20 protein-coding genes and 2 pseudogenes are annotated in these 19441 nt (G+C 64.2%); 9 read left to right on the top strand and 13 right to left on the bottom strand.

The features are described 5' to 3' along the window. Nucleotides 1-3: 3 nt before the first annotated feature. Nucleotides 4-678 carry an HAD family hydrolase gene (locus OKW26_RS07500; RefSeq protein ID WP_429353136.1) on the bottom strand — a complete coding sequence of 225 codons (675 nt, stop codon included), beginning with the start codon at nt 676-678 and terminating at the stop codon, nt 4-6. Between the two features lie 149 nt (nt 679-827). Here OKW26_RS07500 and OKW26_RS07495 point away from each other — a divergent pair. Next, nucleotides 828-1033: pseudogene (locus OKW26_RS07495) on the top strand (hypothetical protein); the annotation flags it as partial. A gap of 44 nt (nt 1034-1077) precedes the next feature. Here OKW26_RS07495 and OKW26_RS07490 read toward each other — a convergent pair. Beyond that, complete coding sequence (locus OKW26_RS07490) at nt 1078-1959, bottom strand: LysR family transcriptional regulator (protein WP_187611205.1); 882 nt, start codon at nt 1957-1959, stop codon at nt 1078-1080. 120 nt (nt 1960-2079) lie between these two features. Between OKW26_RS07490 and OKW26_RS07485 the strand changes: the two genes are divergently transcribed. After that, on the top strand, nt 2080-2832 hold the full coding sequence (locus OKW26_RS07485; protein WP_090807084.1) for a TerC family protein: 753 nt from the start codon (nt 2080-2082) through the stop codon (nt 2830-2832). A gap of 7 nt (nt 2833-2839) precedes the next feature. Beyond that, a complete protein-coding gene (locus tag OKW26_RS07480; RefSeq protein WP_090807087.1) occupies nt 2840-3100 on the top strand; it encodes a zf-TFIIB domain-containing protein in 261 nt (86 codons plus the stop codon). Between the two features lie 59 nt (nt 3101-3159). On the opposite strand, the gene OKW26_RS07475 is transcribed toward OKW26_RS07480, so the two are convergent. Genes OKW26_RS07475 through OKW26_RS07460 form a run of 4 tightly spaced genes read right to left on the bottom strand, consistent with a single transcriptional unit; the run spans nt 3160 to nt 7705 of the window. Next, a complete protein-coding gene (locus tag OKW26_RS07475; RefSeq protein ID WP_429353135.1) occupies nt 3160-3792 on the bottom strand; it encodes a DUF2894 domain-containing protein in 633 nt (210 codons plus the stop codon). Continuing rightward, the gene (locus OKW26_RS07470; protein WP_090807091.1) at nt 3785-4438 is read right to left on the bottom strand and encodes an OmpA family protein; all 654 of its coding nucleotides are present in this window, start codon (nt 4436-4438) and stop codon (nt 3785-3787) included. Before OKW26_RS07470 ends, OKW26_RS07475 begins: the two co-directional genes overlap by 8 nt. Continuing rightward, nucleotides 4435-6792 carry a DUF802 domain-containing protein gene (locus OKW26_RS07465; protein ID WP_429353134.1) on the bottom strand — a complete coding sequence of 786 codons (2358 nt, stop codon included), beginning with the start codon at nt 6790-6792 and terminating at the stop codon, nt 4435-4437. The genes OKW26_RS07470 and OKW26_RS07465 overlap by 4 nt, the downstream gene beginning before the upstream one ends. A gap of 10 nt (nt 6793-6802) precedes the next feature. Next, a complete protein-coding gene (locus OKW26_RS07460) occupies nt 6803-7705 on the bottom strand; it encodes a DUF3348 domain-containing protein (protein WP_429353133.1) in 903 nt (300 codons plus the stop codon). 254 nt (nt 7706-7959) lie between these two features. On the opposite strand from OKW26_RS07460, the gene OKW26_RS07455 reads away from it, so the two are divergent. Continuing rightward, nucleotides 7960-9192 (top strand): NAD(P)/FAD-dependent oxidoreductase, encoded by a 1233-nt coding sequence (locus OKW26_RS07455; RefSeq protein WP_187611200.1) that lies wholly within the window; start codon nt 7960-7962, stop codon nt 9190-9192. Nucleotides 9193-9367: 175 nt separating this feature from the next. On the opposite strand, the gene mctP is transcribed toward OKW26_RS07455, so the two are convergent. Next, complete coding sequence (gene mctP / locus OKW26_RS07450) at nt 9368-10849, bottom strand: monocarboxylate uptake permease MctP (RefSeq protein WP_184064201.1); 1482 nt, start codon at nt 10847-10849, stop codon at nt 9368-9370. Continuing rightward, the gene (locus OKW26_RS07445) at nt 10846-11043 is read right to left on the bottom strand and encodes a DUF3311 domain-containing protein (protein WP_090807102.1); all 198 of its coding nucleotides are present in this window, start codon (nt 11041-11043) and stop codon (nt 10846-10848) included. The genes mctP and OKW26_RS07445 overlap by 4 nt, the downstream gene beginning before the upstream one ends. 240 nt (nt 11044-11283) lie before the next feature. On the opposite strand from OKW26_RS07445, the gene OKW26_RS07440 reads away from it, so the two are divergent. From OKW26_RS07440 to OKW26_RS07425, 4 genes are all read left to right on the top strand, one after another. Beyond that, nucleotides 11284-12699 carry a cache domain-containing protein gene (locus OKW26_RS07440; protein WP_429353132.1) on the top strand — a complete coding sequence of 472 codons (1416 nt, stop codon included), beginning with the start codon at nt 11284-11286 and terminating at the stop codon, nt 12697-12699. Beyond that, a complete protein-coding gene (locus OKW26_RS07435) occupies nt 12696-13349 on the top strand; it encodes a response regulator (RefSeq protein WP_429353131.1) in 654 nt (217 codons plus the stop codon). The genes OKW26_RS07440 and OKW26_RS07435 overlap by 4 nt, the downstream gene beginning before the upstream one ends. A 50-nt stretch (nt 13350-13399) precedes the next feature. Further along, on the top strand, nt 13400-13942 hold the full coding sequence (locus OKW26_RS07430) for a hypothetical protein (RefSeq protein WP_429353130.1): 543 nt from the start codon (nt 13400-13402) through the stop codon (nt 13940-13942). Nucleotides 13943-14066: 124 nt separating this feature from the next. Further along, nucleotides 14067-14273: a hypothetical protein gene (locus tag OKW26_RS07425; RefSeq protein ID WP_429353129.1), complete on the top strand. Its 207-nt coding sequence runs from the start codon at nt 14067-14069 to the stop codon at nt 14271-14273. Between the two features lie 33 nt (nt 14274-14306). Here the strand turns inward: OKW26_RS07425 and cls are convergent, their stop codons facing one another. The 4 genes from cls to OKW26_RS07405 form a co-directional block, all read right to left on the bottom strand. Beyond that, on the bottom strand, nt 14307-15581 hold the full coding sequence (cls, locus tag OKW26_RS07420; protein ID WP_429353128.1) for a cardiolipin synthase: 1275 nt from the start codon (nt 15579-15581) through the stop codon (nt 14307-14309). A 151-nt stretch (nt 15582-15732) separates the two neighbouring features. After that, complete coding sequence (locus tag OKW26_RS07415) at nt 15733-16239, bottom strand: hypothetical protein (protein WP_429353127.1); 507 nt, start codon at nt 16237-16239, stop codon at nt 15733-15735. Nucleotides 16240-16261: 22 nt separating this feature from the next. Next, nucleotides 16262-17095, bottom strand: coding sequence for an H-NS family nucleoid-associated regulatory protein (locus tag OKW26_RS07410; protein ID WP_429353126.1), 834 nt, complete (start codon nt 17093-17095; stop codon nt 16262-16264). A 211-nt stretch (nt 17096-17306) separates the two neighbouring features. After that, entirely contained in the window at nt 17307-17645 is a 339-nt protein-coding gene (locus OKW26_RS07405) for a hypothetical protein (RefSeq protein ID WP_090807114.1), read from the bottom strand. Between the two features lie 412 nt (nt 17646-18057). Between OKW26_RS07405 and OKW26_RS07400 the strand changes: the two genes are divergently transcribed. After that, a complete protein-coding gene (locus tag OKW26_RS07400) occupies nt 18058-18309 on the top strand; it encodes a hypothetical protein (protein ID WP_429353125.1) in 252 nt (83 codons plus the stop codon). A gap of 53 nt (nt 18310-18362) precedes the next feature. Here OKW26_RS07400 and OKW26_RS07395 read toward each other — a convergent pair. Beyond that, nucleotides 18363-19437, bottom strand: a pseudogene (locus OKW26_RS07395) (DUF6765 family protein). Nucleotides 19438-19441 lie beyond the last annotated feature (4 nt).

The following is a 19441-nucleotide window of genomic DNA, read 5'->3' as shown; positions in this document are numbered from 1 at the left end:
CGCTCACGGCCGCGACGCCACCTCGTCGAGGTGCGCGAGCAGATCGGCCGGATCGTCGTAGACGCGCAACGCCCCCGCGCGCTCCAGTTCCTCGGTGCCATAGCCACCCGACAGCAGGCCGACACCGAGCGAGCGGCAGCGGCGGGCCGCAAGCATGTCCCAGATGCTGTCGCCGACCACGACCGTGTGCTCGATCGATACGCCGAGCCGCTCGGCCGCGGCGAGGAACAGGTCGGGATCGGGCTTCGCGTATTTGACGTCGTCGCGCGTGACGACGACCGCCTTTGCCGGATCGACGCCGAGCGCCGCCAGATTCAGCGCGGCGGTTTCCATCCGCCCGCTCGTCGCGACAGCCCACGGCGTGCCGCCCTGGGTCAGCGCGTCGAGCAGTTCGCGCGCGCCCGGCAGCGGACAGACCTGGGCGCGCATCCGCTGATAGGCGGCCGCATGCGCGTGCCGCAGCCGTTCGGCGCGTTCGACGCTGATCTCGCCGTGTGTCTCACGCAGCAACTGGTCCGTGAACAGCCCACCGCTCATGCCGATCTTGCGATGGATACGCCAGACGGACAGCGGGATACCTTCGCTGTCGAGCGCCTCTTTCCACGCCAGCACGTGCTGATAGACGCTGTCGACGAGCGTGCCGTCGAGGTCGAAAAGAAAGGATGTCTGGATGCGCATGCCGGCCTCCGGTGATGATGGGTTCAATCACTATGCCATGTGTCGATGAAACGGCCAGGGCGGCTCGTCGCCCTTGACGACGCTTACGCGTCTCTACACGATGTGCGCAAATTCCCACAGATGGGCGCGTATTTGCCCCGATTTCGCTTTACCACGGTCTCACGTTCGAGACGATGTACTCGTTCGGCAACAAGGCCGGCAACTTCGCGAACCACCGCTCGTACGGCTTCGGCCTTTCGTACGCGCAGGGCCCGCCGGCCGATTCGGTGTTGTCGCACGCGACTCTCAACACGCTGCCGCCGTCGTCGACGAATCGCGGGTCGCGGTCACGGTGGGCATGCGTCACGCGTTCTGATCTCGCGCGGCGCAGGCGTGGCGCGCCGCGACAGTGCGATGCCCTCACGACTGCGCCGCCGCGATCACCTGCGACGCGAGCGCATGATGCTGGCCGCGTCGCGAGCGGATTGCGTGAATCTCCTCGATCACGCCGTCCGCGCGGCCGAGCCAGCGCAAGCCCCTCGATAACGTGAGATCTTCGGCGCCGAGCTCGGCGAGCGGAAACACGCCGAGCCCGCGCGCCGCGAACACCGCCATCAACGCGCTGTCCTCGAATTCGCCGACGACGCGCGGCCTGATTCCCTGAGACTCGAACCATCGGTCGAGCCGCGCGCGCAGCGCGCCGTGACGGGTCGGCAGCAGCACGGGCAGGTCAGCGAGACAGAGCGGAAAGCCGTCGCGCGCCGACTTGCGCACGACCTGCGCGGGCCCGTACCAGTCGACCGGCGAGCCCGCGACGCGCTGGCTCAGCACGCGCAGATCCGCGCCGTGCGGCGCCGGCTGACAGGCGAGCACCAGATCGAGCCGATGCAGCGCAAGCTCCGACAACAGCTGCGCGGGCTCCCCCTCGTGACACAGCAGCCTGAGCGACGGCGTGGCCAGCACCGGCGCGAGCAACGCATGCGCGGCGAGCTTGGAAATCCCATCCGACAGCCCAACCGCGAGCCGCACCGAGTCCGCGCCGCTCGCTTCGCGCATCTCGTCGAGCAACGCCTCGCCCAGCTGGAAGATTTGCTCCGCGCGATCGAACGCCTGCTCGCCGGCCTCGGTCATCGCGACGCCGCGCCCGGCCGGCTTCAACAGCTGGCGCCCAAGCGCTTTCTCGAGCTCGCGCACCTGCGCGCTGATCGTTTGCACGGCCATGTCGAGCCGCCCGGCCGCGCGCGCAAAGCCGCCCTCCTTCACGACGATCCAGAAGTAGTACAGGTGACGATAGTTGAGCATGCTAATCCGATACTTCGAAAAATCCGAAACGTCGTTCAGGTTATCACTGGTTCATTCGAACCGCGAATAAGCCCATGATGGCGGTTCCGCCGCTCGCGGCGCACTCGATTCCGCCACCTCATGGACTCCCTGTTCGCACTCGTTGCCGATCCCGCCGCGTGGGCCGCGCTCGTCACGCTGATCGTGATGGAGATCGTGCTCGGCATCGATAACCTGATCTTCATTTCGATCCTCAGCAACCGCTTGCCGGAAGCGCAACGCCCGCGCGCGCAGCGCATCGGGCTCCTGCTCGCGCTGGTGATGCGGCTGCTTCTGCTCAGCACCATCGCGTGGATCACGAAGCTGACCGCGGTCGCGTTCACGCTGTTCGATCATGGCTTTTCGTGGCGCGATCTGATCCTCGTCGGCGGCGGCCTGTTCCTCGTGTGGAAGGCGACCACCGAAATCCGTCAGCACATGATCCCCGCTGACGAACTCGCCGCGAAAACCAGCTCGACCGTGCAGTTGACCTTGGCGGCCGCGATCGGCCAGATCATCCTGCTCGACCTCGTGTTTTCCGTCGACAGCATCATCACCGCGGTCGGCATGACCGAGCACCTGCCGATCATGTTCGTCGCGGTGATCGTGTCGATCATGGTGATGCTGTTCGCGGCGCAGCCGCTCGCGCGCTTCATCGATCGCAATCCGACCATCGTGATGCTGGCGCTGAGCTTCCTGCTCGTGATCGGCATGACACTGATCGCCGATGGTTTCGGCTCGCACGTTCCGAAGGCGTATATCTATGCGGCGATGGCGTTTTCCGCGTTCGTCGAGGCGATGAACATGCTCGCGCGGCGCGCGAAAACGAAACGTCTGGCAAGCAGCGAGGAGTGATGCCGTGATGAAATGCCCAGTCTGCAAAACGACCGATCTGCTGATGACCGAGCGCCGCTCGATCGAAATCGATTACTGTCCGGACTGCCGAGGCGTATGGCTCGATCGCGGCGAACTGGACAAGTTGATTGCGCAGGATGACGGCGACGGCTCGCGGCGCGGCGAGCGTGCCCTGGAAAGCGAGCGGCAGCGTTACGAGGAGCGTCGCGACGAACATCGCGGCTATCAAAAGAAGCGCTCGATTTTCGATGTGTTCGACTTCGACTGAACGCTTCGGCGGCTTGGCGCACGCAAATTCCAACCGCCGTTAGCGCATCAGCGCGCCTATCAGCGCACCTTCTTGCGAACGCCCTTGCCGGTCGTCGCGCCGCGCGGCGCTTCCTTCTCGAGCGGTGCGCCGCCGTTCATCTGCTCGAGCCACGACAGCGTATCGACATACGACAGAAATTGCTTCAGATATTCCGGCGACAGCTCGCGCATCAACGACAGCGCGCGATGTACGAGGCTGCTCGAATTGAGCGGCCCCGCGTTGCCTGGCACCTGCGCGAGCGACTGGCGCAACTGCTTTTCGGTGCGCAGTTTGGACCAGACTTCGCGGAAGTAGTCGACTGCGGGCAGATCGGGATAGGCGGCGGCGTGCGGAGCATCGGCGCGCGCGTGGTGGCGGGCGAGGCGTTCGATCAGCGCCGCGAGCGTGGCGTCGTTGGCCGCGTTGGCTTCACCGGACGTGGCTTGCGACGCGCTCTCGTCCGCAGCGGCACGCTCGACCTCGGCCGTATAGTCGGCCAGCAGTCCTGCCAATCGTTGCTCGAGCACTCGTCGCGGCTCGCCGCTGTGCTGTGCCGCGCGCCGCGTAAGCGCGTCGAGCAGATGAAAGCGCACCGGATCGAGCCGAGCCGCGCCGCTCGCGCGCCATGCATCGAGCCTCGCGCGAGCCGCGTGGATCGCATCGTCAAGCACCGGACTTCTCCGCTGCCGCCGCACTCGACGGCCGCGGCACCGGCGCGATTTCGACGCGGCGGTTTTTCGCGCGGCCGGGTTCGTCGGCATTCGAACTGACCGGCTGCTCCGAGCCGAACGCCGCCGCAAACACCGACGACGCCGACACGCCCTCGTCGATCAGCGTGCGCGTAACTGTCAACGCGCGCTGCGCCGACAGCTCCCAGTTATCGGCGAAGCGTCGATTGCCTTCGCGCAGGCGTTGATCGTCGGTGAAGCCGCTGACCATCAGGATCTGATCGCTCGCGCGCAGATACGCGGACAGCGGCCCGGCGAGACTCTTCAGCAGCGCGCGACCCTCAGGCTGCAGTTGGGCGGAGTTCAGCGCGAACAGCACGTTGCCGCTAATGCCGATGCGCCCATTGACGAGCGTCACGCGCCCCGCCGCGAGCGGTCCCGCGAGTGCCTGTTCGAGCGTCTTGCGGCGCTGCGTTTCAGCCTGGCGCTGCTTGACCTCCTGCTCGAGCTTGCTCGACAGTTCGAGCTGCACGCCGATCACGCTGACCAGAATCAGCACGAACGCGCCGACCAGCACCGACATCAGATCGCCGAACGCGGCCCAGATCGGCGCGGAGGTTTCCACGCCGCCGTCGATGTCCTCGCTCATACCGCGTCGGCTCCGGCGCTCGCGCGCTGCGCGGCCAGCAACTGCAGGTCTTCGACGATCTGCTTCTGCGACATCACGCTGAGGTCGACTACGTCACGCGCCTGCGCGACGTAGTAGGCGAGCTGTTCGTCGCTGCGCGCGAGCGATTTGTCGAGCGCTGCTTCGATGCGTTCGAGATGTGCGACGAGCTTGTCGTTCGCTTCGCCGAAGGTGTGCACGGCCACGCCGAATGCTTCGCCGAGGCTCGCGACTTCGACCGCGCTACCGGTGACCTGCGCGGCGACCGTGCCGAGCTTGCCGGTCTCGTGCTCGAGGTGTTCGGTGAAGCGATTGCCGACGCGTTCGAGCAGACCCGCCGACGTCGAGACCAAGGCATCGACGGCCGTGCGTTGCTCGGTCGACGCGTGGGTGACTGCGTCGAGCAGCGTCTCCAGCGTGGCGAGCAGGCGACTGCGCTCTTCGAGCATCGCGGTGTCGCGGACCATGCTGTCGGAGAGCTTCTGGCGCAGCTCCGCGACGACTTCGGCAGCGGCCTTCGGCGCTTCCGACGCCGCTTGCACGAGGCGCCCGATTTCGGCGATCGTCGCGCTGGCATGCGTTTGCGTCTGCGTGGAGATATCGCGTGCGGTTTGCGCGAGTGCGTCGCAGATTTGCTGCTGACGGGTCGCGGTTTGCGAACCTGTTTGCTGCCATTGTTCGTCGAGCTTTGCGGTCATCGCGGCGAGCGCTTCGGTCCATGCCGCGAAGCGCTGTTCGTCGCGCGCGGCGAGTTCGGCTTGCAGGTTTGTCGCCGCCTTCGGTGCTTCAGCCGCGGCTTGAACCAGTCGATCGATTTCCGCGATCGTCGCGCTGGCATGCGTTTGCGTCTGCATGGAGATATCGCGTGCCGTTTGCGCAAGCGCGTCGCAGATCTGCTGCTGATGGCTGGCGGCTTGCGCACCCCTCTGCTGCCATTGTTCGCTGAGCTTCGCACCCATCGCGTCGAGCGCCTCGGCCCATGCGCCCAAACGCTGCTCGTCGCGCGCGCTCAGTTCGGTCTGCAAGTTCGCATGCGAGCTACCGACCGCGCTCAGCAACGCCGCGGCATGCTGCTCGAACGTCGCGGCGGCGCGCGCCAACGCCTGTTCGTTGTTGGCGGCGAGTTTGTCGCCCGCGCTTTGCTGCTGAGCCAACGCGTCGCCCCAGGCCTGCGACATGCCGCTCGCCGTCGCTTCGAGCCGCGCGGATACGCCGTCGAGCAGCGCGAGCGAGCGCTGTTCGAACGCTTCGGCAACGCGTTCGACCGAAGCGCGCTGTTGCGCGGCCAACTCGTCGCTCGCCTGCCGATGTCGGGCGAGCGCGCTGTGGCAAATCTCGGCGACGTTCGCGCTGGTCGCCGCGAAGCCGCTCGACATGCCGTCGAGCTGGCGCTGCACGGCCTGGGTGACCGCGTCGTGCAACGCGGCGGTTTCGCGCGAGAGGCCGGCCATCGTCGCTTCGACGACCGGCTGCAGGGCCTTGCCGGCGGCCTGCGCGCTGCCGGCCACGCTGTCCTTCAGCGACTGCTCGATCACACCGGCGAGCCGCAGATAGGCGGCTTCGGTGCGGCCGTAAAACGCGTCGAGGCTCGCGATCTGCCGCTCGTTCGACGCGGCGCTCTGCTGTTCGAGCGCGCTCATCATCGTCTGCAGACGTTCGACCAGCAGCGGCGTCGCTTCGGCCTGGCGTTGCAGCAGCCGGAAGCTTTCTTCGCGCTGATGGCTCTGCGAGTAGACGCGCAAAGTCGTCGCGATCTTCGCGTCGAGCTGTTGCGCCGCTTCGAGCCGCTCGCGGCGGGACAGCGCGGACAGCAGCCCGAGCATCGCGGACGTCGCGACACCCGCGATCGACGTGCCGAACGCGAAGCCCAGCCCCTTGACCGGCGCGGCCAGCGATGCGCGGATCGCCTGCAGGTCGCTCGCGCTCTCCAGCGCAAGGCCGGTGCCGCGCAGCGTCATCACCATGCCGAGCAGCGTGCCGAGCATGCCGAGCAGCACTAGCAGACCGACCAGATACGGCGTCAGCGCCGGTCCCGGCAACGCGACGCGCTCGCCTTCGACGCGCAGCCGCACGCTATTGCGCAGACTCGGATGGACAGGTTCGAGAAACGCGGCGAGGCTCGGCGGTGGTCCGGACAACGCGGCGAGCGCGCCTGTCAGCGTGGCGGTCGCCTGACCATAGCGGCGCAATTCGAGCGCGCCTAGCACGTAGAAGACGCCGATCAGCAGCGTGACGACGAACGCGAGCGGATTGGAAACGGCATAACCGACGGCGATCCAGCACGCCGCGGAGAGCCCCGCGAGAAATACAACGAGATCGATACGATATCTGGACATGGGGTCCCAGTTAGCAGGCACGAAGAGCCGCGAGCAGCCCTTCGACCGGTTGAAAACGAACCTCCAGCTCGGCCAGCAAAACGCTCTGCATGTCCTTGCGGAAGACGTCGAGCCACGCCTCGGACGCGAGCGGCACGGCAGCGTTGCCGCCATCGGTCGACCTGGCGAGCCGCGTGGCTGCGGTGCTTGCTTTGACGTGAGCCAAGGCTGCTTCCAGCTGCATGGCTGCAGCGCCGGCTTCGACTTCGGCCGACTGCTGCCGCGTGGGATCGGCATCGGCGGCAACTTCGGCCGCTGCTTCCGCCTCCGCCAACCTCCGCTTCTCACCCTCGCGCAAGCGCTCGAAGTGCCCGCCGAGCAACCCGGGCACCGCGCCGAGCAAACTCCGCTCGCGCTCGCCGAGCGCACGCTCCATCACCGCATCGACGACCGCGAGCCGCGCGAGCGACGGCGCCTGCGTCGCCAGCAGCGCGCGCAGCCGGCCACGCAACGTGCCGATCGCCGTTTCCATCGACTGCTGAAGCGCGAGATAGCGCTGTCGGAACACCGCGTAGTCGGCCTGCGTGTCGACCGCCACGCGCGGCGCCGACATCCGGGCGGACGACGGCGACGGGCCACGCCGCCGTGAGCCGGCGAGCACGCTATCGCTCGCGATTGCGCTCACCAGCGAGCGGCGCACGCACGCGCACTCTTCCTCTTCCGCACGGCCGAACGCGCGCGCGCCACCAGCGACGGACGGCGGCTTGCCATCCAGCGCCGACGACAACGCGATCGCGTCGGTCCAGCCGAGCCACTGGCTCAGCCGATCCGCCAGCGATTGTCGCGATTCGGCGACGTCGGCCTCGGCGAGACGGGCCAGTAAGCGAACGAGCGCAGGCCCAGTGAGGGCGCTGCGCTGAGGGGCTTGCAACATACCACCGGACGCAAAAAAGTCAGCAGTCTACACGCTGACGCCAGCGAGTCCGAAGTCGCCCGCTCGATCGTGCGTCGAAAGACACGGTTTTGCCCGATCGAACCTGGCATTCGGGCGTTTTCCCGAGCGCGGCTTTTTTGCCAATAGCGAAGCGGACCTATCCCTGTATAAGATGAAAGCTGGCGCCTCGCTGCGAACTGGAACACGGCGGAGCGTCGACAACACACAGAACACACGCAAGGCGGACAGGGAGCATGAAATTCGATACCGTGGTGCTCGGCGCCGGCATTGTCGGGGTGTGCGTCGCCGTGCATCTGCAGAAACGCGGCCGCGCGGTTGCGCTGATCGACCGTAAGCAGGCGGGCAACGAGACCTCGTTCGGCAACGCCGGGCTGATCCAGCGCGAAGGCGTCTATCCGTACGCGTTTCCGCGCGGGCTCGGCACCCTGCTGCGCTACGCGCGCAACCAGTCGCCCGACGTGCGCTATCACGCCGACGCGATGCTGCAGGTTGCGCCGTTCCTGTGGCGCTACTGGCGCAACTCGCATCCGGCGAAGCACGCGGAAATCGCGAAATCGTACGCGACGCTGATCGAGCATTGTGTCAGCGAACATCGCGCGCTTGCCGCGGACGCCGGTGCCAGCGCGCTGCTGCGGCCGATCGGCTGGATCAAGGTGTTTCGCCATGCCGCCGCGCGCGACGCCGAAACCACCCTCGCCGAACAGTGGCATCGCGAGTACGGCGTCGAGTTCGAAACGCTCGACGCGCCGCGCCTGCAACAGCTCGAACCCGATCTCGACAAGCGTCTGCAAGGCGGACTGCGCTATCCGCAATCCGATTCGGTCAGCGATCCGAACGCGCTCGTCACCGCATACGCGCGGTACTTCGAAGCGCTCGGCGGACGGTTCTTCATCGGCGATGCCGATACGCTGCGTGAAGGCTGGCAGGTCGAGACGCGGGACGGGGCGATCACGGCCGAGTCGGCGGTGATCGCGCTCGGACCGTGGTCGGATCGCGCGAGCACGCGGCTCGGGTATCGGCTGCCGCTCGCGGTCAAGCGCGGCTATCACATGCACTACGCGCCGCGTCGGAGCGCGCGGTTGAACCATCCGATTCTCGACGTCGAACACGGCTATGTGCTCGCGCCGATGGCGCGCGGCATCCGTTTGACCACGGGCGCCGAAATCGCGCGACCCGAGGCGGCCAAGACGCCGGTGCAACTCGACGCGGTCGAGCCGATCGCGCGCACGCTGTTTCCGCTCGGCGAACGTCTGGATGCCGAACCGTGGATGGGACGCCGCCCGTGCACGCCGGACATGATGCCGATCATCGGGCCCGCGACGAAACATCAGGGACTGTGGTTCGCGTTCGGCCATGCGCATCATGGTCTGACGCTCGGACCGGTGACGGGGCGGTTGATCGCCGAGATGATGACCGGCGAGCAGACGCTGGTCGATCCGCGGCCGTTTCGAGTCGAGCGGTTTTAGCCGGATGGTCTGAGGCCCGCTCGAAATCTCCGCTTTCATCGCGCAATTATCGTCATCTCAGGCTAAAGCCACCCTCATGGCACGCCTCCAACCAAGCCGCCAGCCGTCGAAGCAATAAAAAACGCCGCGGGCCAACAGCCCCGCGGCGTTCTTCATCGAGCCGGACAACCGTCGATCAGGCCGTCACGGCAGCCCGTCGCGGCGACACTGCCGACACCGCGAAGCTCACGACGATATTCGCGACGAGCGCGATCAGGCCGATATACAGCGGATAGTTCTCGTGCCCGAAATGCAGGCCATACACCGGCTTGAGCCCTTGCGAAATCGCGAGGCCCGTGCCGAGCACGATACCGACGAGCCAGCCGACGAACAGACCCGGCGTGTTCAGACGGCGCGTGTACAGCGTGAACACGATGGCCGGGAAAATCTGCAGAATCCACACGCCGCCGAGCAGTTGCAGATCGATCGCATACTGCGTCGGCAGGAACACGATGAACAGCAGCGCCCCGAACTTGACGACCAGCGAAACGATCTTCGCATTGGCTGCCTCCGCCTCGGGCGAGATGTTCGGCGACACCAGCGGACGCCACAGATTACGCGTGAACAGATTCGCCGCGCCGATCGACATGATCGCGGCCGGCACCAGCGCGCTGATCGCAATCGCGGCAGCCGCGAAACCGACGAACCACGACGGGAACAGCGTGCCGAACAGGGTCGGCACCACGTCGCTTGCCGACTTCACGTTCACGCCGGCGGCGATCGCCATATAGCCGAGCAGCGCGATCAGGCCGAGCAGCACCGTGTACGCAGGCAGGAAGATCGCGTTCTTGCGCACCGTCTTTGCCGACGCCGACGACAGCACCGCCGTCATCGTATGCGGATACATGAACGCGGCGAGCGCCGAACCGAGCGCGAGCGATGCGAACGCCGTGTACTGATTCGGCTTCAGCAGGATACCGGTCGCGCCGCCCTTCGCCTGGAAGTGCGCATCGGCCAGTGCGAACACGTGCCCATAGCCGCCGAGCTTCACCGGAATCAGCCATACCGCCGCGATCACGACGATATAGATCATGATGTCCTTGACGAACGCGATCATCGCCGGCGCGCGCAGGCCGCTTGCATACGTATAGAGCGCGAGGATCACGAACGCGACGATCAACGGCAATTCGCCGCTGACGCCGAGCCCCTTAATCACGACCTGCATGCCCACCAGCTGCAGCGCGATATACGGCATCGTCGCGACGATGCCGGTCAGCGCGATGGCCGCCGGGAACCACTTGCCGCCGTACTCGCCGTGCACGTAGTCGGCCGCGGTGATGTGGTTCTTCGCATGCGCAACCTTCCACAGCTTCGGCATCACTGCGAACACGAACGGATAAACGATGATCGTGTACGGCAGCGCGAAGAAGCCATACGCGCCCACCGAATAAACGAGCGCGGGCACCGCGATCACCGTATAGGCGGTATAGAAATCGCCGCCGACGAGGAACCACGAAATGACCGTGCCGAACTGCCGTCCGCCGAGACCCCACTCGTGCAGTTGAGTCAGATCGCCGCGTTTCCAGCGCGCGGCAAAAAAGCCGATCACCGTGACGAGCACGAAGAACGCGATGAAGACCGTCATCGCAACCGGGTTCACAGGATTCAGATCGCTCATTTGAGACCTCGATACACGATGTAAATCAGCAGCGAGGTCAACGGCACCCACAGAAACTGATACCAGTAGAAGAACGGAAAGCCCGCGAGCGGCGGATGCGTGTCGTTATAGAACGGCAGCCACAGCAGCGCGATATAAGGGATCAGCAAAATGAGCCAGAGCCATGAACGGCCGGCCGAGGGGGAGGTCTCCACGAACGTCTCCTGAGTATTATCGACAGCGCGCGCGATGGCTCGTGGCCCGACGCGCAAATGCCCGGTTGCCTGAGGTCAGGCGGAAAATCGGGGAACGTCGCACACTCGAGCGCCAGGCCTCGCGCGGCGCGGCATGCGACGGGCATGTAGTATTCGCCTTCGCGCGCTTGCTTTCAAGCGCGCAACTACGTAAGCCGTCTACGTAATATTACGTAGCCCGTTGACTGGCTTTTTTCAACGATGAAACTCAAAGCAAAGATTGTGCTGCTCGCGATCGTGCCCTTTCTGGCGTCGATCGCCAGCATCGAGACGGGCGTGCGCCGCGAAGCGACCGCACTCGCCGAGCGGCAGCACGCGACCACCCAGGCCGCGTACATGGCGAGTAAGGAGATCGAGCTCAAGCACTACGTCGAACTCGCGACGACTGCGATCGCGCCACTCTACGAGGCCGGCGGCGACAACGCACGCGACGACGCGCTGCTGCGCACGCGTGCGCTCGCGGTGCTCGAAAAGATGAATTTCGGCGAGGACGGCTACTTCTTCGTGTACGACCTGCACGGCCGCACGCTGATGCATCCGCGCGAGCCGGATCTGGTGGGTCGGGATCTGTGGTCGTTGCGCGATAGCCAGGGCACGCCGACGATCCAGCAGCTACTCGCCGCAGCCGCGCGCGGCGGCGGCTATGTGCGCTATCTGTGGCATCGGCCGTCGACCGGCAAGGAGGAGTCGAAACTCGGCTACGTGGTGCCGCTCGAACGCTGGGGCTGGATGCTCGGCACCGGCATCTATCTCGACGACGTCGACACGACGCTCGCGCACATCGACGGGGAGGCCGCGGCCAATATCGATCGCACGATGAAGTGGATCGACGCGATCGCGGTGGCCGGCCTCGCGGTCATTGCGCTGTGCGCACTCGTGCTGAACGTGACCGAATATCGCAGTGCCGACGCGAAGCTGAAGCGGCTCGCGCAGCAGGTCGTCGAGTCGCAGGAAAACGAGCGAGCGCGCCTGTCGCGCGAATTGCACGACGGCATCAGCCAGATGATGGTGTCCGTGAAGCTGCTGCTCGAATCGGCGCTCGCGCGGCTCGAACGCGGCGACGCACGCGTGCCCGCCGCCGAGGCCGCCCTGTCCACCGGACTCACGCGGCTCGGCGATACGCTGCGCGAAGTCCGGCGCATTTCACATGCGCTGCGTCCGTCCATGCTCGACGATCTCGGTGTCGCGGCCGCCCTCGAACAACTGACGCGCGAACTCGGCGACGAGTCCGGCATCGCGATCGGCTTCACGCAGATCGCGCATACGCATGCCGCCACGTTGCCCGACACGGTCAACACCGTGCTGTTTCGCATCGCCCAGGAAGCGCTGACGAACATCGTGCGACATGCGCAGGCGTCGAGCGCGGCGCTTGCGCTCGAGGTTTCGCGCGATGCGGTCACGCTGACGATCTCCGACAACGGCCGCGGCTTCGACGTGACCGAAGCATTCGTCGGCGGACGTGAAGGTGTCGGCCTGCGCAACATGCGCGAACGGCTCGAAGCGCTCGGCGGCACGCTGTCGCTGAACTCGCAGCCGGGGCACACCGTCGTCGCCGCGCGCGTGCCGCTGCCCACGACGCATGCAACGGTGCCGTCCCTGCAGGAACTCTCATCATGAGCGACACGACCTCTCCTTCCATCGCGCGTCTGCTGCTCGTCGACGATCATCCGCTCGTGCGCGACGGTCTGCGCGCACGGCTCGAAGCAGTGCGCCACTTCGAAGTGGTCGGCGAAGCGGGCGACGCGCAGCAAGCGCTCGCGCTGGCCGAACGACAGGCGCCGCATCTGGCGCTGATGGATGTCGGCATGAAAAGCGGCATGAACGGCATTGCGTTGGCGGGCCTCTTTCACGAGCGCTTTCCGGCGATTCGTGTGCTGATGCTATCGATGCACGACAACCTCGAATACGTGACGCAGGCGGTGCGCGCGGGCGCGAGCGGCTACGTTCTGAAGGATTCGCCGGCGCTCGAAATCATTCAGGCGATCGGCGCGGTACTCGACGGCAAGACGTTCTTCAGCGCGGAGATCGGTGCTCGACTGATCCAGGCGTCGGCAACGCAATCGCCGGTCGAACGCTTGACGCCGCGCGAGCGCGACATTCTCGATGCGCTTGCCGAGGGACTGTCGAGCAAGCAGATCGCGCAGCGCAACGATCTGTCGGTGCGAACCGTGGAGACGCATCGGCTGAATCTGAAGCGCAAGCTCGATATCGAAGGACAGGCCGAGTTGATCAAGTTCGCGGTCGAGAACCGGCGCAACAAGCGTTGAGGTTCGCGGGCGCGCGATAATGAGCGGTCCACACCTGGAGCGACCACGGCATGAAGCGCGTGTTCGAACTGAGTCTTGCCGGTCTGATGTTTTGCGTGGCCACGGCTCGCGTTGATGGCGAACCGGCGCGCGTCAATCGCGGCCACGATCCATTCCTGCAGATATCCAAAGCGATCGCCGATTGCCCAACTCCGCTTGGCCCATTCGAAACCGAAAAGGAATGGCTCGACGAGAGCCATTACAGAATCGAACGCGGCAATAGCTGCTGGATCGAAGGCCGTTGCCGTTTGCCGAACGCGTATCTGTACGACGCGGAAATCGCCGAGAGCGTGCAACGGCGTCTCGCGAATCTGAACGTCGCGACGCACTGGCGCGAGCAATCGACGCTATGGCTCACGCTGCAACGCCGCTTTATCTACGTCGAAGGCTGCGTCGCGCCGGGCTTCGACAAGAAGACTTTCCTCACCGAACTCGCCAAAACGGCGGACGTCGAGCGCGTGATCGACAACACGATCACCGATCCTCACGCCGCGCAGTTGCCTTACCGCACCCAGGCGGACCCGGACAAGCCCGTGCTCAATCCGGGCAATTAGCGCGGTAGTCTCGGCTACTCCGACATCCACGCGTTCGGCGGCGAAATCAACACGCCCAATCTCGATGCGCTGGTGCAATATCCTCGCGCTGCCGTGAGCGGTGCATCGACTATATCGACACCAGTTGGCGCTGATCGAACGCAGCATCGCGCAAACGCTCACACGACGCCGGCTCGACGACCGTCCGGTCACGCAACAACTGCGCGGCTTTGCCAATGCGTATCAACACGCAAAGGCGCGCCTCGTCGATGTGGCTGCCGTTGAACGCCGCAACGGCAAGCGAGCAGTGCGCCCCGACGTCGAGGCGTATCTGAGCAGCGCCGTTCACTGATCCGTCGGCGCTTCGTCTCGTTCGCACCGGCATTCAAAGCTGCGTGTCCAGTAGCCGCACGAATTTTTCGACGAGCTTCTCGGTGAACGAACGCCGCGTCCATGCTTCGAGCGTGACGCGCTTCGACTTCGCGATGTCGTCGTCGAACGCGGCGGTCTGCTGCGTGGCGAAATCACGGTCGTAGATGTTCAGGTTCGCTTCGTCGTTCAGCTTGAACGAGCGGCTATCGAAGTTCGTCGAGCCGACCGACACCATATACTCGTCGACTACCAGCAACTTGCAATGGAACATGGTCGGCTGGTACTCGTAGATCTCGACGCCCGCTTTCAGTAGATCGCCCCAACACGCACGCGACGCTTCGCGCACCGTGTGCGTGTCGATGCGTTTGCCCGGCGTGACGATCTGTACTTTCACGCCGCGTTTCGCGGCTTCGACGATCGCGTTGATGGTGAGCTTGTCGGGCACGAAGTACGCGCTCGCAAGCTGCAAACTGCGCGTGGCGGCGGTGATGGCCATCAGATACATCAACTGCATGTCGTCACTGCCGCCCGACGGCGAACTGCTGAACATATGCGCGAGACCCTGGCCCGCTCCTTTCGGCTCGGCATCGATGTGCGGAAAATACTCGGGACCGTGCAATACGCTGCTGGTCGCCTTGATCCAGTTGTCCATGAACACGGCCTGCATATGGCCGACCACTGGACCCGTCACGCGAAAATGCGTATCGCGCCAATGCTTTTCGTCCTGCGCATTGCCAGTCCACTCCGGCGCTATGCCGACCCCGCCGGTAAAACCGATCCGGCCGTCGATCACCAATAGTTTGCGGTGCGTACGGTCGTTCATGCGACCGAGTCCGGTCCAATGCGGCTTGTGATACCTGACCACTTCGGCGCCGGCCTCCCGCAGCAGTTGCAGATAGTGCCGATCCATTTTCGACGAACCGACCCAGTCGAGCAGTACATGCACGGCGACACCTTCGCGCGCCTTATCGGCCAGCGCACGCGCAATCTGTCCGCCGATCTCGCCAGACCAGTAAATGAACGTTTCAAATGTGATGGTTTCGCGCGCCGACCGAATGCCCTCGAGCATCGACGGAAAGATCTGGTCGCCGTTGAGCAGCATCTCGAAGCGATTACCCGGCACCACGGGTGGACCGAGCAATAAACCCATCGAACGAAGGAATTGCGGATCTTCGCTCTTATAAAGCCGCTCGATTCTGTGTTCTATTTTCTTCTCGCCGCTCGACAGATTGGCGATCAGGAGAACGATCACGAGCGTGACGAATGCGGTAATAGAAATGGTCAGCATGCGTGGCCTCGATGGCAGGCGGCGGGTCACGGCATACGACTCCCGCATCCGACGGGGGAATGCCGCACTCGTGCCTGGCTTTCACTATCAGCACGTCATGCACGGCGCGTGCCCGGATCAGGACCGCGCCTTGCTTTCTGGTTCCAATGCTTTATCTGACCAATGCAAACGCCTCGCGGCTTGCGATTTCGCCCGCGCCGAATACGCCGATGACCGTATAGTCCGACGCCACGCATTCGAACGTCGATGCCTGAAACGTAATGACGAAATGCCGCCGCGCCGGTGCCTCGGGAGCAATGGCGACGGAGTCTGTCGCCACGGCGGCAATCTCGGCGCACAACGACGAATTGACGACTTCATGCACCGCGCAGCCGACGAGACCTTGGGCCGCGAGCGGATGAATGGCGAGATCGTCACCGCCCGGCGGCCCGAGACGGTGAAAGATGGAGTCGGCGAACAGCACCGCGCAAAAAGGATCGTCGTCGGGATCGAATGGCCCGAACCGTTCAAAGTCCGACTCCGCGATCGGATAAGTGAGGATCACGCGGCGATCGCTGGCGACGATGAATGGTTCGGCGGCATCGGCTGCCGGACGAGGAGCGGAGTCCAGCAGGAAGACCTGATCTTCCTGCCGGGGTGCATCGAACGTGCTAACCATCTACTTCACGACTCCACGGCTATTACGCGCTTGCTTGCGTCTCTGGCGTTTGGGGAGCCGCCGCGACGGGTGCGGCCGTACTCTTTGCAGCAGCCTTGCGCGCCGGTGCTTTTCTTGCCGCCTTCACAACGCTTTTGCGGCCGGCGGTCTTCTTCACCGCGGCTTTCCGGCTTGCCGGAGTTGCCTTTCTGGCTGCGGTCTTTTTCACGGCCGTCTTGCGCGTTGCTTTTTTCGCCGCGGTCTTCTTGCCTACCGCACTCGCGGTCGCTTTCGCCTGGCTGCTCTTTGCCGCCGTTTTCGCCGCTTTCGGAGCGGCAGCCATGCTCGCGCCATCGATCAGGAATTTGCTGCGGTCCTTGACGGCCGCGAGCCATGCCGGCGCCGGACCGCGGCCGCTCCAGGTCGCGCCGGTTTTCGGATTCAGGTACTTCGGCGGCTGGGCGCCTTTCGGCTGTCCTTTGCCGCCCTTCGCGGCGGGAGCAGCCGCGGGCTTGCTTGCGCTCGCAGCGTCGATCAGGAACGCCGTGCGGTCCTTCACGCCGGCGATCCAGCCAGGCGCGCGGCCGTGCCCCGTCCAGGTCGCGCCGGTTTTGTGGTCGCGATACTTCGCCGGGGTCGCCGACCTGGCGGCTTTGCTCGCGCCCGCAGGTCTTCCGCGACCCGCCGGATTGCCATTCAGACCTTGCGCGGCACGTCGTGCCTTCGCCTGTGCTTCGATATCGGCAGTCGTGAGACCGTGCTTGAGCATCAATTCGCGAATCTGGTCGACCGCGGCTTGTGCTTTTCTGGCAATGAGAACGTCAGCTTGCTCCTGGAGCTTCTTAAGCTTGGCTTGGATTTGCTCTAACGAAGGCATTTGATTGCTCCTTATGTGGTAATCGTCGAACTATGCCATGAATGACGGAAGAAAGGCAGTGTATTGACCTATCCCGAGCTTCAATACATCGATACGAGCACCGATGCGGCGTTCAAATAACGAAGCTTTCAGGTTTTTTACCGGGTCATCGAAGCTTTCTTCCTTTTCCTTCCCTCCTGATTCTTCTTTTTCATTTCGGTTCCACGACCACTCAGATAGGTGTAAAAACGACGACCTGGCGATCGGCAATGTACCTCACACTCCGTATGAAGCGGTAGTGTTGACCGTCCGCCGTTATCCGGTTCAGGCCCAGGCGGGTCAGTACCAGCATTTCATCTGCCTGGAAAGCATCGACGACGCCGGAATCCGTTAAATCCTCCAATGCCCCGGATGGATTTCCGACATAAACGCTGCGCGCCTGCTTGCCGATCCGCATCACGACCACGCTTTTTCCCTCGTCGAGCGCCAATTCGAGAAAGCTCGCGAGCGTGCGCAACGACTCCGGCGTGCAAGTCCTGGTCTGATAGATCGCTGCATTCGATGGCGTCATTTGTGTTTCCCCGTCATCCGCATCGGCGACAGAAAGGGGCGCCGCCGTGCTTTCTGGCATTAGTCGCTTCTACTATAGCCAGGCCTTTGGATATTCAAAGGAGAGTAGTCCACTTTTTATTTGAAAACGGTCTTTTTTCGTGGCCCGCTATAGCGAACGGATTCAAGCATGCGCGAAACGCCACTGACGACGCGTGCAAAGACACGGCCCCGGCTCCGGTAACGTGCCGTTACGATCTTGCAGCACCTGTTGCTCCTGTACCGGCCAAGTCCATTTACACTTCGTCTCCGTGCCCAGCGGCGGACGTATGGCCAATAGAGAGTCCTTTGTCAGCCGCCATGCTCGCGGCGGCTATTGAAATGGACGCCGGGCCACCCTAATTCCGATCCACTCAAACACGATGGTACTTGCAATGAAAGCTGGTTTTATTCAGATCGCCCTCGGGGCAATGGCAGTCTCGTTGGCAATGGCCGGCACCGCGAACGCGGCCGGTTGCCTGAAAGGAGCGGTAGTGGGCGGCGTCGCCGGGCACTACGCGGGACATCATGCGGTGGTCGGCGCGGTCGGCGGCTGTATCGTCGGACGGCATATGGCCAAAAAGCACGCCGAAGAACAGCAGGCGGCGGCTCAGGCTGCGCCGCATCAGCAAGCCCGAATGCAGTGACTGGAGAATACGGGCGCCGCCGCAAACGTTCGCACGCGCCCTGCTCCGATCACTTAGGCAATGCGTAATCCGCGCGCGGGCAAGATCTCCTGAGTGGTCACGAAACGGTGCTGTTTGACCGCGTCGTGAAAGAGCCGGTAGTCGCTCTTCTCGAAGGCGGTCGTCCACTCCGGTCTGTCCCCGGTGTCGTCATCGCACAACAAACCGGTGGCCTGGTACTTCCACGATCCTTGTCCTTTGGCGATATAGCCGGGCACGGGTTCTTTCAAACCTGGAATACGGCCTGCATTCACCCATTCGCAAACGGTTCTCAGACGCAGGTTGTCGTCGGGTTCGCGGTTCGTATCGAGCAGCCGGGTCAGTGCGTCTTTAACGTCGTCCGGCATGCCTGGATGGTTTTCGAAATCTTCGCGTCCCGGCCAGATAAGCTCGCACGACACGACAACTCATGTCCGCCGCCTGCACGAAATCCGGCAAATTATGTCGCGAGATGAAGTGATTGCGGCCGTCGATGTAATGCCAGCGCGCCCATGGCTGGTCGGGATAATGCAACGCGGCGCCGTGGCCGACCGGCAACGCGATCGTCAGAACGTCCTCCTCGACATGCTCGATCAGATGCGCGACCGCTAGTTCGAGGCTCGCGAGCCAGCCTTTGCGCGTGCAATCCTGTGCCTCGAGAAGATGCACGCGATTCCACGGGCTTTCGATGCCCGCGAATCCCTGGTGCGCCCACGTATCGACATAGGTATGAAGCGTCACGCCGAGCCGGTGCAACGCGGTCTCCGAATCGCGCTGCCGGATCGCGCGCCGCACGACTTCGCGCGCCACTTCACTGTCGGGCCGGCAGACCGCCTTTTCCTCGAGACTTTCACCCTCGCCAGCCGGCAGAAAATGGAACGGCGTCCACACGAGCCGGTTCTGGTCGTTCTCGGTATTGGCGTAATCGAACAACTTGTGCGCGGTCGCGAATCGCTCGAATGTCTCGCCGCCTTTGAACCGCAGTATTCCGCTCGTCGTTGCGTCGTCGACATATTGGCAGGCATGCGCGATGGTTTGCGCATCGCCGGCCGTCATGCCGCCGACGCGCGCGGCAATGTAGACCACGCCGTAATGAAAGTCGATGTTCATGGCA

The organism is Paraburkholderia sp. 32 (assembly GCF_050435345.1).
Classification (GTDB): Bacteria; Pseudomonadota; Gammaproteobacteria; order Burkholderiales; family Burkholderiaceae; genus Paraburkholderia; species Paraburkholderia tuberum.
This window is presented reverse-complemented; position numbering and strand designations above follow the sequence as displayed.